The organism is Glutamicibacter sp., from assembly GCF_050701915.1.
Classification (GTDB): Bacteria; Actinomycetota; Actinomycetes; order Actinomycetales; family Micrococcaceae; genus Glutamicibacter.
This window is the reverse complement of sequence record NZ_JBOGEG010000018.1, coordinates 1-15,300: the sequence shown is the minus strand read 5'-3', so window position 1 is coordinate 15,300 and position 15,300 is coordinate 1. Positions and strand designations below refer to the sequence as shown.

The following is a 15,300-nucleotide window of genomic DNA, read 5'->3' as shown; positions in this document are numbered from 1 at the left end:
GCTGATCCGGGAAATGCGCTCGGGGGTACTTCGCAACATGCAGGCGAAAACTGGGGTTTGGCGGCGCAAATTCCTAGGATGAGATCACGCGCCTCGTCCCAATACTGTTGAGCTTTCCGCAAGGAGAATTGATGTCCCACGCATCTGGAGTCCCGCATGCCCCGCGCACGATTGCCATCACCGGCGCAGGATCAGGCATTGGCCGCGCCACCGCCCGCCTGCTGCTAGCGCAGGGATGGAATGTGGTGCTCGCCGGGCGCACCGCGGCTAACTTGCATGAGACGGCGCAAGAACATGGCTCTGCCTTGGTGGTCCCCACAGATGTAAGTGATCCGCTGGCCGTGGAACGCCTGTTTGCCGAAGCGGCGCAGCGTTTCGGCACGGTCAATGCACTGTTCAATAATGCCGGGATTTTCGGGCCCTCGGCAGCAATTGATGAGCTGAGCCCGGCTCAGTGGGATGAGGTTTGCCGGATCAACCTCACCGGGGCCATCAATGCCGCCCGCGCCGCGTTCGCCCATTTCAAGGCCAACGGCGGGGGACGCATCATCAACAATGGATCGATTTCAGCGCAGGTTCCGCGCGTGAACTCCGTTGCCTATACCGTCACCAAGCACGGCATCGCCGGCCTGACCAAATGCCTAGAACTTGATGGACGGGAGCACCGGATCAGGGCCACGCAGCTCGATATCGGCAACACCGCCAGTGACCTGCTCGATGATTTCGGTGCCACCCAAGGAGCCTTGCAACCGGGCGGCCAGCGGCTCGTCGAGCCTACATTCCCGCTGGCCCAAGCCGCCGAAGCCGTTGCGTACATCGCCGGGGTTCCACTCGGTACGTCCATCAACCAATTCACCATCACCGCTGGCGGCATGCCCTACATCGGGCGAGGCTAGGCCACGGGCAACGGGAGGGAGGCACTGGCTTGCAAGTAGATACTCCGGCTACGTGCGGCAATGCTCCGCGCCATCAGATCACCTTGGGGCTTCTGGTTGCACTACACGGCAAGAACCTGCCAGAACTGCGCCAGTGGCTCGCCGATGATGTGGTGTGGGAGTTCCCGGGTGAGCAGACTCTCCGTGGGCGCGATGCGGTGGAGCAATGGGCCCAAACGCTCCCCGAGGCCACCAGATTGCAATTCCTGAGCGTCCTCACCCACGGCAAGGAAGGAAGCGCCGACGGGGTCTTGGCCAGTGGCGGCAAGGAAACGCCTTTCAGCCACGTGCTGCGCTTTGCCTCCGCCGGCAAGACCGCGAAGCTGGTAGCCGTTCGCAGCTACTTTGCTGGTTCTTCCCCTGCCGGGCAAAAGGCCTAGAAGAATTCCGCCAGCAGCGCCTCGAGCTTCGCAAAAGCGGAATTCCATGCCTTGGTGCTGGACTCGATAACCTCGTAAGGCAATGGGGTTTGGGTCAGCGTCAGCATTGTCTGCCCGGCGAATTCCTTGAATTCGATGCGGGTTTCAATCACGAGGTCCAAGGTCATTTCATGCGGGCCGTCGGCACTGACCAGGCACTCGTACTCGTCGAAGGACGTCAGCACCGCCTTGAGCGGCACCTTGGCATCCGGGTTATCAGCCTGCACCATGTTCAGCTCATGCCGGCCGCCGACCTTGGCTTCGAATACGACGGAATCTTCCTCGACAAGCCAGCCATCGGGACCCCACCACTGGGCGATGATTTCCGGCTCGACGAAGGCAGCCCAAACGGCGTTCTTCGGTGCGGAAAACTGTCGGGCGACTACAAGCTCAGTCATCGATTCCATAAGTTCAATATTATCGTGGCCCGCCACCAGGTTCGCATGCGGGGGCGGCTACCCCTGCGGACGGCGAGGCTCCATGCGGCTCACGGTGTACAGCGTTTGTTCATCCGGCAAGGTTCCGGCAGCTTCATGGGCACGCATGACCTTCATTGCGCGGTCCCATTTGATGCGTTCGCGAGGGCTGGCGAGGACACGGCGCTCGGCTGGACCGAAGATCGACAATCCCAAGTACTTCAGACGCCAGAATATGCGGTAGCTGACGCTTAGCCCGGTTGTATCGGAAATGATCGGCAGGGGTGATTCATCCATGATCGTCGTCCTCTTCGGTCATTGGGATTGCGAGTACTAGCGCTTCAATCATACGTCATTAGTTGGTGCACCAACTAAATGGGGTTCTAGCTCTTCGGAGCGTTCGAACCTGCAGCAATCATGCGGTCCAGGATGCCGCGCAGCTCCAGCACATCCTTGTCGGACAGGGCAAGCCGGGCCATCATTTCGCGCGGCACCTTCACCGCTTCACTACGCAGCGCGGCGCCCTTCTCGGTGGGCTGAATGACTACGGCCCGCTCGTCATCCGGGTTCTTCGTCTTTGCCACCAAACCGGCAGTTTCGAGCCGTTTGACCAATGGTGAAAGCGTTCCCGGATCCAGATGCAGATGCCCGCTGAGGGCACGGGCGCTGATCGGCCCCAGGTCCCATAAGGCCAGCATCACCAGGTACTGCGGATGGGTCAGCCCCAGCGGATCCAGCACGGGCTTGTACGCCGAGATCACCGAGCGCGAGGCTACGGCCAGGCCGAAGCAGACCTGCTTTTCCAGCTTGAGAAGATCTTCGTCCCGAAGAATTGCACTGTCCACGTTGCCGCAAGCTCCTTGAAAGATGCCTAATACCACTGCATTGATCGTACCCCGGTCGAAAACCTCGTGGCCCAGCGGTTGGCTGCACCTGGGCAAGGACGCAAATTCCGGTTGCATGGCAATGGGTGGCGCGAGTAGTCAAAACGGGCCACAGTGAATAGCCTTGGCACATGAGCAATCTTGAGCACAGCCCGGAGGAGATCGACTGCAGTGCAGTACGCTCCCAGGCAGAGGTTGAAATCCTGGAACCACGCGAAGTGCCCTTGGGCGGTCCGCGGGCAATGACGGTCTTCCGGACGCTGCCGCAAAAGCAGCGCAGCCTGATCGGCGCTTGGTGCTTCTTGGACCATTACGGTCCTGACGACGTCAAAGTCACCGGCGGGATGAACGTGCCTCGTCACCCGCACACCGGACTGCAGACTGTCTCGTGGCTCTTCACCGGCGAGATCAACCATATGGATTCAGCCGGATTCAAGGCGACCGTGCGCCCCGGCGAGGTCAATCTGATGACCGCCGGGCACGGAATCAGCCATTCGGAGATCCTCACCGAGGACACCACCATCCTTCACGGTGCCCAGTTATGGACCGCCCTGCCCGATCATGCGCGGGACATGGAACATACTTTTGAGAACTACCGCCCGGAAGCGCTCACCGCTCCCGGCTGGTCGCTGTCAGTCTTCCTTGGCACCTACGGGGTATCGGGCAGGTCTTCCACTTCCCCGGTGAAGACCCACACCGAGCTCGGTGGCGCGGAATTGCGCCTTGAACCGAATACCGAGATTGAGGTGGTTGTTCCCGGGCACCATGAGCACGGGATCCTCCTGGACTCCGGCAAGCTTGAAGTCAACGGCCATGAACTCGCTCCACGCGATCTCGGGTTCGTGCGAGCCGGCTGCAAGACCCTACGCCTGAAGTCCGGGGACCAGCCGGTTCTGGCGCTGCTCATCGGCGGTGAACCGCTGAAGGAAGACATCCTGATGTGGTGGAACTTCGTAGGCCGCACCCATGAGGAAGTCCTCGCGTTCCGTGCGCAGTGGCAGGCCGAGATCGGGGCGGAGCCCGGGGATGCCTCCGAGGATCGCTTCGGGCCTTTCCCGCCGAATACTCCGGCAGCCTTGCCTGCTCCAGCACTTCCTACCGTTCGCCTGCGCCCGCGCGTGAACCCCGCCTAACCATCAAGGAACTCCCAATGAGCGATATCAAACCAGTATTCCTGCCCGAGCGCCAGCGCTTCGCCCTCGACGATGACGGCAAGATCATCGGCGCGGCGCACTACCGCGATTTTGATGGGGCCGAAGGCGTCGAGCGGATCTTCTTCCACACCACCGTGGATGAGGAATATGGCGGGCAGGGGCTAGCCAGCGTCATGGTGAAATTCGCGTTGGAGAACACCATCGCCAGCGGTGCCAGGATCGTTCCGGTCTGCCCGTATGTGAAGGCCTATGTTGCCAAGCACACCGAGTACGCGCAGCATATCGTGGAACCGAAAAAAGACCACCTGAGCATCCTGCCGCGCGGCTAGCCGGACCTCTCAGGGCTTCATCTCCAAGCCGCGCGCGGCCAGCTCTTGGCTCAGAATGCGAATGGCTTTCGGGCCAACGCCGTGCAACGCGAGCAGTGCCGCGGCGCCGGCCTGCCCCGCCTGCTCGAGACTGGTGATGCCGGCCTGCTCGAAGGCCCTGGCGGCGGGGTTGCTGGTCTTCGGAAGCTCGGTGTCCATGATCCCAGCGTAGTCAGGTCTGTTGTGCCATTTTTTGCAATCTTGAAATTGATACGAAGATGAACCTGTTTTCTAAATGAAGCGCGGACATGATGTTTCTAAGGCATTTGGCACGACACAGATCATCCTTAGGCATTGGCCGTTCTTTAGGGGGTAGTTATGTTTGAGTTTTTGTTGCCTACGGGTTCTTCGCATGACGTGGATCTGGTCGGTGAGTATTATCGGCAGGATAAGATCCTGCAGATTGCCGGCGACCGCCCTTCTGACGATGAGCCGCTGCGTGCGGATATCAAGGTGGAACTTGTTCCTGAGCCTGATAATCCGCATAGCCCTAATGGTGACGCGATTAGCGCGCGCGTTGGAGGACAGCTTGTTGGCTACCTATCGTCCGCCGATGCTCGTAAGTGGAGCAATGTGATTCAGCGTATTACTGCATCAGGCGCCACTGCGATTACTAATGGCAATATTTTTGCCTACAACCGCCGCAAATGGGATCAGAGCGGGCCGCAAAATACTGAAGTGGAGTTGAATATCCGCGTGGGCCTGCCTGAGCCTGACATGCTACTTCCGTTAAACGTCGGTCCACTTGAACTCGTTTCGATTCTTCCTTGGGGTGGTGCACTACAGGTGACCAAGGAAGAAGATCATTTTGAGCATCTTTTCGAGTACGTGCCGGCTCGTGGTGAAGGCATGGTTGTTTTGACGATGCATCGTCTAGAACATGTCCTCCGGAACGGTACTGTGAAAGAACTGGTTGAAGTTCGTCTGGATGGTGAGCGCGTTGGGCAATTAACCCCGACGACTTCGCAGCACTACTTAGCAACGATTCGGCATGCGGAGGATATGGGCAAGGCTCTTGGGGTCTGGGCCAAGCTCAAAGGTTCCGGGGTTGCCGCGGAACTTGTTATCTATGGTGCTCGCGCCACGGACTTGTCGGACAAGTGGTTGCGCTCCATGCCAGTGCTCCCATCATTTGTCGCTGAGGCTGATCACTACGACGTGCCCAATGCTTATACTCCGGATAGACCCTCGGCAAGAACCTCGTCCAGAGGACCAAGACAGGCAAGTTCAGGCCAGTTTGGAGGTAATCAATCGACTTATCAGGTTGGCAATAAATCTGTCACGATTGGCGACAAGCAACGCCGCTACAGCCCAGGCACTTATCGCATGGCAGGAATCTCGGCAATCGTGATCTTTGCGATTCTCGGATTATTGTTTGCGGCCGTTCCAGGCGTTGGCCCAATCTTGACCATCGGAGCCATCGTTCTTGGCGTCATTGTCAATCTTGGTCAACGCAGAATCGCCAAAGCACTAGAGATCGAACGAGTCTGATCTTCGGATTCACATCGTCCCAACGTAGTCAGGCTGCTGGCCGCGCAACAGGTTTGGTGCGCGGTGATATCGCGATCAGGACCAGAATCAGCAAGAGGCTAAAGCCGAAGACCGAGATGAACCCCATGCCGGTGGCGGCCATCGCGAAGATGACGCCACCGATGGCGGTGGTTCCGGCGTTGCCCAAGGAGTCTGCCACCGTCATTGCCGATGAGTTGAATCCCTGTTCCTGCTTCGCGGACAGGGCCAGCATGTTCACGTTTTGACGCGGGAAGATCATGCCCATGCCGAATCCGCCCACAGCCCATCCGCAGACCAGCACGAATACCGGCGGATGGAAGATCGCGGTCGCCAATGCGGTTGAAATCGCTACGCTGCCGGCGACGGCACCCACGGTAATGCAGGTGGAGGATTCCACCTTCTCCCCCAGCTTTCCTTGCAGCCATGAACCCAGCGACCAGCACAATGCCGAGGCCGTAAGGATCAGGCCCGCCCGGTCAGGACCCAACTGGTAATCTTCACGCAACAGGTATGGCAGGTAGACTTCCACGCCAAAGAAGGCGCCGGTCACGAATATGCGGGTCATGATGGTGGACGGCAGCCCCCTGCCCAAGGTGAAAGTGCCCTTCGGCAGCAGCGGGCGAATCGCAATAAGGGCTACCGCCAGTGCCAGAACCAGCCCGAGAAGGGACCACCGGCTCTGGGCATTGCCGAGCAGGTTCATGCAAATAACCGCAAGCCCGGTCAGCCCGGCCAGAATCAGCCGCTTGGTGGAAATCGGCCCCAATTCCGAGTTCCGCTTGGAGCTCAGCGACTTCAGCACGGGCACGATTCCGGAAAACGCGAGAATCACCAGGACTGCCACGCCGGAGAACACCCAGCGCCAACCGAGGTGCACGGCAATCAGGCCAGCCAGCCAAGGGCCGACCATTGCCGGGACCACCCAGGCGGTGGCGAACAGGGCAAAGATCTTGGAGTGCAGATGCCCGGGATAGGCACGAGCGATGAGCACGTAAATGGCGACGGTGATCGCGCCACCGCCAACTCCCTGCAAGATGCGTCCGGCAATGAGCATCTGCATGTTTTCCGCTGAACCGCAGATCAGCAGGCCAACGCAGAAAACGGCAACGGCGATGAACTGCGGATGCTTTGGCCCCCACCGGTCAGTGATTTCACCGGCGGCAACCATGCCCAGCATGCCACTGGCGATTGGCGCGGCAAATGCCAGAGCGAAGTAGCGTTCACCACCCAGCAGCTCGCTGACCAGTGGCATTACCGTGGTCACGGCCATGGATTCGAAGGCGACCAAGAAGACGAGAACGAACATGCCAAGGGTGGTGGCAAGATACTGCGGAGCATAGATGGTGGGATCTGCGCGCTCAGCTGACTGGCTGCGACGGTTCAGGGGCATGCATCCATGATGTCAGGTTTCGCTTAGCCGCCGATCACGTGCAGGCTGAAGGCCGCCAGGAAGCCAGAAGTCACCAGCAGTCCGGTGTAGTCGTGCTCCACCTCGTAGGCCTCGGGAACCATGGTGTCGGCGATCATCGTCAGGATGCCTCCGGCAGCGACCGCGGTGGCGAAGGCCAGCACTTCACCGGGCATGGATTCCAGCAGCAGCGCTCCGAGGAAGGCCGCGATGCCGCAGGAAATTGCTATCGAGCCCCAGAGCAAGGCTATGGAGAGCCCTTTGCGCCCGGACGCTTTCATCTGGGCGGTACTGGCCAGGCCCTCGGGGACGTTGGAGACGAAAATGGCGATGAGCATCGCGGGATTAATGCTCGCACTGGCAACCACGGAGAGTCCCAGGGCCACGGATTCGGGAATGCCGTCGATGAGCGCACCGACAGCGAGCGCTGTTCCAGAAGATTCTTGTTCGCCGGTTCCTGCTCGCCTCGCTTGCCGCTTTCCGGTCCGCCAGCCCAGCAGCCGGTTCGCACCGAAATACAGGGCAGCGCCCACGATCACGCCGCCCAGCGTTGCAGCAAGGCCACCGGTTTCATAGGCTTCCAGCACCAGCTCAAAGGTCAGTGCGCTGATCAGGACCCCGGCACCGAAGGCCATGATGGCACTGACCCAGATCTTCGGGATCTTCAGCCACCAAGCCGCGCCGGATCCCAGCAGCAGGGCCGAACCGGCCACAGTGCCCCAAAGCAAAGCCTGCAACGAAGCGAACATGGCACCCACTATAGCCAGCAATTCGCTGACTTAGTAGGTGCCATATAGGTTCTGACTGGGACTAACCCTCGGTGGACATGTTATTGAAGCGTGAGTAGTGGCCCTGGAAGGCCACGGTGATGGTCTTGGTCGGACCAGCACGGTGCTTCGCGATAATCACGTCAGCTTCACCCGGACGGTTTTCCTTGTCGTAAACGTCATCACGGTGCAGCAAGATAACCATGTCGGCGTCCTGCTCAATCGAGCCCGATTCGCGAAGGTCCGAAACCATTGGCTTCTTGTCGGTACGCTGCTCGGAACCACGGTTCAGCTGCGACAGAGCAATCAACGGAACGTCGAGTTCCTTGGCGAGCAGCTTGAGGTTACGCGAGAACTCGGAAACTTCCTGCTGGCGCGATTCCACACGCTTGCCCGAGCTCATCAGCTGCAGGTAGTCCAGGATGATCATGCGCAGCTCGTTGCGCTGCTTGAGGCGACGGCACTTGGCACGGATTTCCATCATGGACATGTTCGGCGAATCATCAATGAACAACGGGGCTTCGTTCAGCCGGCCCATGGTCGTGGCGATCTTGGTCCATTGCGCGTCTTCTACCGAGCCCTTGCGCAGATCCTGGAGCTGGATGGACGCTTCCGCCGAGAGCAGGCGCATCGCAATTTCATTGCGGCCCATTTCCAAGGAGAAGAACACGGTGGCCATATTGTGCTTGATGGCAGCAGAACGGGCGAAGTCCAGCGCGAAGGTTGACTTACCCACCGCAGGACGGGCAGCGATGATGATCATCTGGCCGCCCTTCAGGCCCTGGGTGAGCTCGTCGAATTCGTAGAATCCGGTGGGCACACCGGTAATGCCGTCGCCTGCGTTGGCTGCGTTCTCGATTTCATCAACGGTGTCTTCGATGATGTCCGAAAGGCGCACGTAGTCTTCACTGCTGCGGTTCTCGGCAACCTTGTAGACCTCTGCCTGGGCTTCATTGACGATCGCGTCAACTTCACCATCTGGCGAGTAGCCCATCTGGACAATGCGCGTTCCTGCGTCAACCAATCGGCGCAGCACGGCGCGTTCGCGCACGATTTCTGCGTAGTACCCGGCGTTGGCTGCAGTTGGAACTTGCTGGATGAGATTGTGCAGGTAGGCGGCGCCACCGATGCGCGAGATTTCGCCGCGCTTGGTCAGCAAGTCGGCTACGGTAACCGCATCGGCTGGTTCGCCACGACCGTAGAGGTCGACAATTGCCTCGTAAATGGATTCGTGGGAGGGACGGTAGAAGTCGGTGCCGCGAATGGATTCAACGACGTCGGCAATGGCGTCCTTGGAAAGCATCATGCCACCAAGGACCGACATCTCGGCCTCGATATCCTGTGGCGGCTTGCGCCCTGCGTCGGAATCTCGTCCTTCGTAAACCGGCTCAGCACTCATTGCAGACACTTCCATCCCCTATTGACCCGCTGGGAAAAATTATCCTTGCCTCATGGCAACGCTTCATCATGTCAGTCAATACGGACATTTGGATGTTAGGCGCCTGTGGATATTTCTCTCCCGAAGCCAACACTAGGGCTGTTATTAACAGGCGTAAACCTCATTATCCACAGAATGTGTGGATAACACCCCTCTACCTGTGGAGTTCCCTGTTCACAGTCTGGGGAGAACTCTGTGGATTACCCCACTCTACGTATCAGTAATATCTTCTGACTTGGGAATTTGCATTCTCACACCTGTGGACAGAAACTTAATTCCTTGAAGCTCACGCCAACCGGGCCAAGGTTATCAACACCCTCAATCGCCCAGTTTCCGGGGTTTTTCACCCTTTGTGCACATTTGCCCACGTCTCGTCCACAGTTTTGTGGATAACGCTGTGGATACTGATGAATTCATAAAACCCTAAGTCACCGTGGATTAAATTCGCCAACAGGGCCCGGATCTTCTAGTAGTCCACAATCAGCCAGGATTTCTCCATTCGGGGCGGTGGATAACTTAATGTGTGCAACGACTCGACGTGCGAACCTGGATCAGCGACTGGGTTGCCGGCGCACTCTCGCCAACTCACTTCCGCGGCCCGCCGTAGCGAACGCGCCATAATGCGTCCGGTACCCTCGTGATGCGCGACTTGGACATGGCGCGGAAACCCCATCCGAGGTTTGCCGGCAATTCGCTGCCGCTCCGGTCCAGCGTGCAGCGAGGTTCAACGAGCTTTCAGCGTGGCCTTGTTCCGCGGCCCAGGCGGGTGGCGAACAAGGAGGGTTCAAGGTGGTTTCTAGCGCCAGATACTTTGATGAGCAGGACATCTCCGAATGCCTGGGGCGGCTGGCACAAGAGGCAGGCTCGGAGATCGCCAGCCATCTCCCCAAGCCTTCAGGGTGGCGTGAGAAATCCGGCATTGCCGGCGGACGTGGCTGCAAGGAATGGCTCAACCCGCCGACCTGAAATTCAAAAAGGAATCGGCCAGATCAATGTTTTGATCTGGCCGAAGCCTTGCAAGTTGCGAAGCGCTTATACGAGCTCAGGAACCGGCAGCGAATGGAACCGCGAATCATGGAAGATCTGTGGCGAGTGCTCCGAGGTGCGGTGCCCATGGACTTCCATCAGGACTACCCAGTGATCCCCCGCTTCGACCTCGTTGTAAATAGAAGTCTCCAGCCACAGCGTGGAGTCGTTGACGAAGAGCGCGCCCTGATCCGAGGAATAGGTATCGATTCCGCGGAACCGGTCGCCATTCTTCGATGCAATCTGAGCGCAGACACCTTCATTGCGTTCACTCAGCACTGAGACGCCGATGCGGCCGGCATCGCGCAGCTTTGGCCAAGTGTTCGAGGACTTCTGCACTGCGAACATCACCAGTGCAGGTTCGAGGGAAACACCCACGGTAAACGATGAAGCGACAATGCCGGTCTTCTCGCCATCCAGTTCTGCACAGAGGGCGGCTACGCCTGATGGATGCTGAGCGAAAACCTTGCGCAGGGTCAACGGGTCAAGTTCAAGATTCAATGACATGGCTCGATTCCTTTGGGTCTTGCCCACCGCGCAGTAGCCAGCAAGCATTGGCTTCTCGTTACTCGAAGCCGCTTGGGCTGAAGTTCCGCGCCGTGTGCGGTACTTGTTCCAGCACATTTTGTGTGGAACCGAATCCTCACCTGGAGCACCCCACTACCGTTGAGAGGGTTGCCGATCAGCAAGCCAGGGCTTATAGCTGATGCTCTTGATTCTGTTTAAAACGATATGGCTCATGGCGAACAGCCGTCAAACATTTCACTTCGCAAATCGCAATATTCGACGAAATATTCGATCCAATGCCCCGCACTGGACCCTTGGGCAGTCTTTTATTCGCAACATGCCGCGCTTATTGGGCCCATTGGCTTAATGGATCGCAGCAGGCTTCTGCCGATCTTGATTCGGCAGAATACCAACGCCTCCCCCAAGCTCAGAGTCCTGCCGCGAATTCCCTACCGCCCACCGTAATGAAACTTGGTTTCTCGGCATGACGCTGAGGTTCATGTCACTATTGTTCATGGAGTGCGTTGAGTCACACTCTCGCTTATTGTTCTCCGTAACCATCGATGACGATTGAGGAATAGCCACACCATGGTAGAGATTCAGGCCAACCATTCAGAATTGACCCCACTGCGTTTCTTGGAACGCACAGCCGAGGCCTATCCGAAGAAGACCGCCGTAATCCATGGAACTCGCAGCTTCTCCTATGAAGAATTTGAAGCACGGGTGCACCGCTTTGCCCAGGCGCTGAAATCACGCATTGAGCCAGGCGACCGCGTAGCCGTGCTGGCACCGAATACTCCCGAGATGCTCATGGCGCATTATGCCGTGCCGTTAGCTGGCGGAGTACTCATTGCCCTGAACACCCGCCTCTCGGCCCACGAGCTGCAGTACATCGTTGATCATTCTGCCGCCAAGCTGATGCTTGCCGACACCGAACTGCTGGAGAACACCAAGACTCTGCGCCAGGAGAACCCAACACTGGAAGCGCTCATCGAGATCACCGATGACCAGTTCGACGGAGAGCGTCCCGAGGTACTGGTCGACGCCACCTTGGACGAACTGATCGCAGAAGCCGCGGATGAAAAGCTTCCCTACGCCATCGCTGACGAGCGGGCTCCGATCACCCTGAACTACACTTCGGGCACCACCGGCAAGCCAAAGGGCGTGCTCTACTCGCACCGCGGCAGCTACCTGAACTCATTGGGCGAAGCGCACCACCAGGGCTTCACCGCCAAGACCCGCTACTTGTGGACCCTGCCGATGTTCCACTGCAACGGCTGGTGCACTCCGTGGGCCGTCACCGCAGCGGGAGGAACCCATTTGTGCCTGCGCGGGGTGCGCGAAAATGCCGTTTGGGATGCCATCGAGAATCTTGGGACCACCCACTTGTGCGGCGCTCCGACCGTCTGCTCTATCATCGCTGACTCCACCCGTGCCCACCAGCTCGATGCGCCACTGCGCATCACCACCGCAGGCGCTCCCCCGTCCCCTGCAATCATCTCCAAGCTGCAGAAGCTGGGCATCGAGGTAGTCCATGTATATGGCCTTACCGAGGTATACGGACCGTACACGGTGTGCGAGTACCAGGATGAGTGGGATGCCCTCGATGGCCCGGGCCGGGCCGCGAAGCTCGCCCGCCAAGGCGTAGGCATGATTACCGCCGAGTCCGCGCGCATTGTTGATGAGAACATGAACGATGTCCCAGCGGATGGGCAGACCATGGGCGAAATCGTGCTGCGCGGCAATAACGTCATGATCGGCTACTACCGCGATGAAGCGGCCACCACCCAAGCTTTCCATGGCGGCTGGTTCCACACCGGCGATCTCGGCGTAATGCACCCGGACGGCTACATCCAGGTGCGCGACCGGGCCAAGGACATCATCATTTCCGGTGGCGAGAACATCTCCACCATCGAGGTAGAGCAGGCCCTCGCTTCGCACCCAGAGGTGCTGGACCTGGCCGTAATCGGCATCGCCGATGAGAAATGGGGCGAGCGTCCGGTGGCTTATGTCATCCGCTCCAGCGGATCCTCCCTGGATGCCCAAACCCTGATTGAATTCGCCCGCGAAAAGCTTGCCGGTTTCAAGGTGCCGCGCACCATCGTCTTCCCGCAGGATCTGCCGCGTACCTCCACTGGTAAAGTGCAAAAGAATGTCCTGCGCGCCCAGGCGCTCGAAGCCAGCACGCCGAACTAGCCCGAGGATCACCAATTGGATAACCCAGCACCACGGATTCCCAACAAGTCGAGCCGATTCAGCGAAAGCATCGGATTGGAATTCGATGAAATCACGGCCACTGAAGTACGCGGCCACGCGCAGTTGGACGAGAACCACCACACCCCCTGGGGCGTGGTCCATGGCGGCGTGTACGCCTCGATCATCGAGAGCGCAGGTTCGGTCGGCGCCAGCTACGCGGTGGCCGAACGCGGGCAATTCGCAGTCGGCGTGCACAACGCCACCGACTTCCTGCGCCCCTCCACCGGATCACGGGTCCAGGTGATCGCCACCGCGCTATTCCAAGGGCGCACCCAGCAGCTCTGGGAGGTCATCATCACCGATGAATCCACCGGCAAGCAGCTATCCCGCGGCCAGTTGCGCACCCAAAATGTGAATTTGCCTGAGAATCACGCCTAACTGGTTTTCCCACTGCGAGCACGGGCGTACGGTAGGTGGCATCTAACGCTCAAGCTTCAGGAGATTCGCCATGAGTGCGACCTATACCTTCGATGTGTTCAGCAGCCTCGACGGCTTCGGCAGCGCCGGTGGCGATTGGGATGGCTACTGGGGAAAGCAAGGGCCGGAGCTGTTGGCCCATCGCCTCGCGCTCTACACTCCGGCTTGCCGCATGGTTTTCGGGGCAAACACCTTCCGCCTATTCAGCCGCTTCTGGGCGGAAATCGAGATGAATCCCGAGGTTGAAGACGCGTGGGGCGTGGCTTTGCACGACAAGCCCGCCACCGTCATCTCCACCACCTTGGAAGAGCCGCTGTCATGGCCAAACCCCACGCTGGAGCGCGCTGATGCACTGGAAGTCGTCGCACAGCTCAAGGAAACCTCAGATGTGCCGCTGCGCTCCCACGGCTCCCTGGCAATGAACCACTCCTTGCTGGCGGCAGGACTGGTGGACTTCATCCAGGTGACCATCTTCCCGGTACTGACCGGGCACAGCGGCTCCGCTCCCGTCCTGGGAGGGGTCGATGACTATGACCTGGAACTTGTCGATTCCAAGCTACTGGATGGCCGAATACAGGAACTGACCTATCGCCCGACGCGCCACCACCCGGCGCACAGCTAGCAACACCATGCGGCGCGTCCTCGGGCCTTGGGTACTTGCTGGCATGATCCTGCTCAATGGATGCGCCACACCTACCGTCAGCGATCAGCCTGGAAGCTCCTCCGCTGCACTGGCCACTGGCCTGGAAGCACCCTGGTCAATGGTCTATGCCCAAGGCAGCTTGCTGGTCAGTGAAAGGGATTCGGGGAGGATCCTGGAAATCTTGGATTCCGGGCAGCTCCGGGAAGTGGCTCGGCTCGATGGCGTTGCTGCGAAGGGCGAGGGCGGGTTGCTCGGCCTGGCCTTCCTCGCCCCGGACCAGCTCTACGCCTACTCCACCGGTGGTTCGGGTAACCGCATCCAGCAGTTCACCCTGCAGGGCACCCCTGGAAGCCTTTCGCTCTCGCCCCCGCGCACACTGCTCGACGCTTTGCCGTCGGCGAGCATTCATAATGGCGGACGGCTGGCAGTGGGTCCTGATGGAATGCTCTATGCCTCCGTCGGAGACGCAGCGAATTCCGAGCAAGCCCAGGACATTCATCAATTGGGCGGCAAGATTCTGCGCATGGCACCGGATGGGAGCATCCCGGAAGATAATCCGTTCGCAGGTTCCTATGTCTACAGCTATGGGCATCGCAACGTACAGGGCATGGCCTGGAGCTCGAATGGGACGATGTATGCCAGCGAGTTCGGGCAGAACACCTGGGATGAGCTGAACATTATCGAAGCCGGCGGGAATTACGGCTGGCCGCTGGTTGAGGGATCCGCAGGCACTACGGATCTGCACATTGATCCGATCGCGCAATGGGCGCCGTCCGAAGCGAGCCCAAGTGGAATTGCGATTGTCCAAGACACCTTGTACATGTCGAATCTGCGTGGACAGCTATTGCGCAGCGTCCGCCTGGATTCACCCTCCGACCAAGAGGAACTGCTGAAGGGGGAACACGGAAGACTGCGCGATGCGTTGCTGTCAGAGAATGGGGACCTTCTGATCTTGACCAACAATACCGACGGCCGCGGCAATCCGACTCCCCAAGATGATCAGATCGTCCGCATCAAGGTCGCAACGCATTCGCCAACTGGATAATCCGCGCATCTGCAACTCGCAAGCGCGCGAATTCTGCCTCGAGGAATCCGCGTAGTTGGTTCTCACTCGCGGCAAAGGCGGAGGGCCGGCACCGTGGTGCCGGCC

Annotated in this window: 18 protein-coding genes and 1 riboswitch; of the genes, 10 read left to right on the top strand and 8 right to left on the bottom strand. The window is 59.2% G+C overall.

Going from position 1 to position 15,300, the window contains the following annotated elements; translation table 11 throughout:
- Positions 1-131 precede the first annotated feature (131 nt).
- Together ACRDT3_RS11650 and ACRDT3_RS11645 are read left to right on the top strand one after the other, a co-directional pair.
- Complete coding sequence (locus ACRDT3_RS11650) at positions 132-896, top strand: SDR family oxidoreductase (RefSeq protein WP_431493129.1); 765 nt, start codon at positions 132-134, stop codon at positions 894-896.
- 29 nt (positions 897-925) lie between these two features.
- Positions 926-1,315 carry a nuclear transport factor 2 family protein gene (locus tag ACRDT3_RS11645; RefSeq protein ID WP_431493128.1) on the top strand — a complete coding sequence of 130 codons (390 nt, stop codon included), beginning with the start codon at positions 926-928 and terminating at the stop codon, positions 1,313-1,315.
- On the opposite strand, the gene ACRDT3_RS11640 is transcribed toward ACRDT3_RS11645, so the two are convergent.
- The 3 genes from ACRDT3_RS11640 to ACRDT3_RS11630 all read right to left on the bottom strand — a co-directional run bounded on the left by ACRDT3_RS11640 (position 1,312) and on the right by ACRDT3_RS11630 (position 2,615).
- Complete coding sequence (locus tag ACRDT3_RS11640) at positions 1,312-1,752, bottom strand: SRPBCC family protein (protein WP_166650752.1); 441 nt, start codon at positions 1,750-1,752, stop codon at positions 1,312-1,314. The two genes, ACRDT3_RS11645 and ACRDT3_RS11640, sit on opposite strands and share 4 nt — an antisense overlap.
- Positions 1,753-1,809: 57 nt before the next feature.
- Positions 1,810-2,067 (bottom strand): hypothetical protein, encoded by a 258-nt coding sequence (locus ACRDT3_RS11635; protein ID WP_431493127.1) that lies wholly within the window; start codon positions 2,065-2,067, stop codon positions 1,810-1,812.
- Between the two features lie 86 nt (positions 2,068-2,153).
- On the bottom strand, positions 2,154-2,615 hold the full coding sequence (locus ACRDT3_RS11630; protein WP_431493126.1) for a MarR family winged helix-turn-helix transcriptional regulator: 462 nt from the start codon (positions 2,613-2,615) through the stop codon (positions 2,154-2,156).
- 170 nt (positions 2,616-2,785) lie between these two features.
- On the opposite strand from ACRDT3_RS11630, the gene ACRDT3_RS11625 reads away from it, so the two are divergent.
- Positions 2,786-3,787: a pirin family protein gene (locus ACRDT3_RS11625; RefSeq protein ID WP_431493125.1), complete on the top strand. Its 1,002-nt coding sequence runs from the start codon at positions 2,786-2,788 to the stop codon at positions 3,785-3,787.
- A 17-nt stretch (positions 3,788-3,804) separates the two neighbouring features.
- Positions 3,805-4,137 carry a GNAT family N-acetyltransferase gene (locus ACRDT3_RS11620; protein ID WP_431493124.1) on the top strand — a complete coding sequence of 111 codons (333 nt, stop codon included), beginning with the start codon at positions 3,805-3,807 and terminating at the stop codon, positions 4,135-4,137.
- 9 nt (positions 4,138-4,146) lie between these two features.
- Here the strand turns inward: ACRDT3_RS11620 and ACRDT3_RS11615 are convergent, their stop codons facing one another.
- A complete protein-coding gene (locus ACRDT3_RS11615; RefSeq protein ID WP_431493123.1) occupies positions 4,147-4,335 on the bottom strand; it encodes a hypothetical protein in 189 nt (62 codons plus the stop codon).
- 159 nt (positions 4,336-4,494) lie between these two features.
- On the opposite strand from ACRDT3_RS11615, the gene ACRDT3_RS11610 reads away from it, so the two are divergent.
- On the top strand, positions 4,495-5,667 hold the full coding sequence (locus ACRDT3_RS11610; RefSeq protein WP_431493122.1) for a hypothetical protein: 1,173 nt from the start codon (positions 4,495-4,497) through the stop codon (positions 5,665-5,667).
- A gap of 28 nt (positions 5,668-5,695) precedes the next feature.
- On the opposite strand, the gene ACRDT3_RS11605 is transcribed toward ACRDT3_RS11610, so the two are convergent.
- From ACRDT3_RS11605 to dnaB, 3 genes are all read right to left on the bottom strand, one after another.
- Complete coding sequence (locus tag ACRDT3_RS11605) at positions 5,696-7,078, bottom strand: MFS transporter (protein ID WP_431493121.1); 1,383 nt, start codon at positions 7,076-7,078, stop codon at positions 5,696-5,698.
- A 23-nt stretch (positions 7,079-7,101) separates the two neighbouring features.
- Positions 7,102-7,845 carry a ZIP family metal transporter gene (locus ACRDT3_RS11600; RefSeq protein WP_431493120.1) on the bottom strand — a complete coding sequence of 248 codons (744 nt, stop codon included), beginning with the start codon at positions 7,843-7,845 and terminating at the stop codon, positions 7,102-7,104.
- A 61-nt stretch (positions 7,846-7,906) separates the two neighbouring features.
- Positions 7,907-9,262 (bottom strand): replicative DNA helicase, encoded by a 1,356-nt coding sequence (gene dnaB, locus ACRDT3_RS11595; protein ID WP_105656572.1) that lies wholly within the window; start codon positions 9,260-9,262, stop codon positions 7,907-7,909.
- Between the two features lie 828 nt (positions 9,263-10,090).
- Here dnaB and ACRDT3_RS11590 point away from each other — a divergent pair.
- Positions 10,091-10,267, top strand: a complete 177-nt coding sequence (locus ACRDT3_RS11590) for a hypothetical protein (RefSeq protein WP_431493119.1) — start codon at positions 10,091-10,093, stop codon at positions 10,265-10,267.
- Between the two features lie 66 nt (positions 10,268-10,333).
- Here the strand turns inward: ACRDT3_RS11590 and ACRDT3_RS11585 are convergent, their stop codons facing one another.
- Complete coding sequence (locus tag ACRDT3_RS11585; protein WP_431493118.1) at positions 10,334-10,834, bottom strand: flavin reductase family protein; 501 nt, start codon at positions 10,832-10,834, stop codon at positions 10,334-10,336.
- A gap of 94 nt (positions 10,835-10,928) precedes the next feature.
- Positions 10,929-11,045, bottom strand: a riboswitch (SAM riboswitch).
- 377 nt (positions 11,046-11,422) lie between these two features.
- Between ACRDT3_RS11585 and ACRDT3_RS11580 the strand changes: the two genes are divergently transcribed.
- The 4 genes from ACRDT3_RS11580 (at position 11,423) to ACRDT3_RS11565 (ending at position 15,195) form a co-directional block, all read left to right on the top strand.
- Entirely contained in the window at positions 11,423-13,030 is a 1,608-nt protein-coding gene (locus tag ACRDT3_RS11580; RefSeq protein ID WP_431493117.1) for an AMP-binding protein, read from the top strand.
- A gap of 15 nt (positions 13,031-13,045) precedes the next feature.
- On the top strand, positions 13,046-13,468 hold the full coding sequence (locus ACRDT3_RS11575) for a PaaI family thioesterase (RefSeq protein ID WP_431493116.1): 423 nt from the start codon (positions 13,046-13,048) through the stop codon (positions 13,466-13,468).
- Positions 13,469-13,538: 70 nt separating this feature from the next.
- Positions 13,539-14,129: a dihydrofolate reductase family protein gene (locus tag ACRDT3_RS11570; protein WP_431493115.1), complete on the top strand. Its 591-nt coding sequence runs from the start codon at positions 13,539-13,541 to the stop codon at positions 14,127-14,129.
- 7 nt (positions 14,130-14,136) lie between these two features.
- On the top strand, positions 14,137-15,195 hold the full coding sequence (locus tag ACRDT3_RS11565; RefSeq protein ID WP_431493114.1) for a PQQ-dependent sugar dehydrogenase: 1,059 nt from the start codon (positions 14,137-14,139) through the stop codon (positions 15,193-15,195).
- The last annotated feature ends 105 nt before the right edge of the window (positions 15,196-15,300 follow it).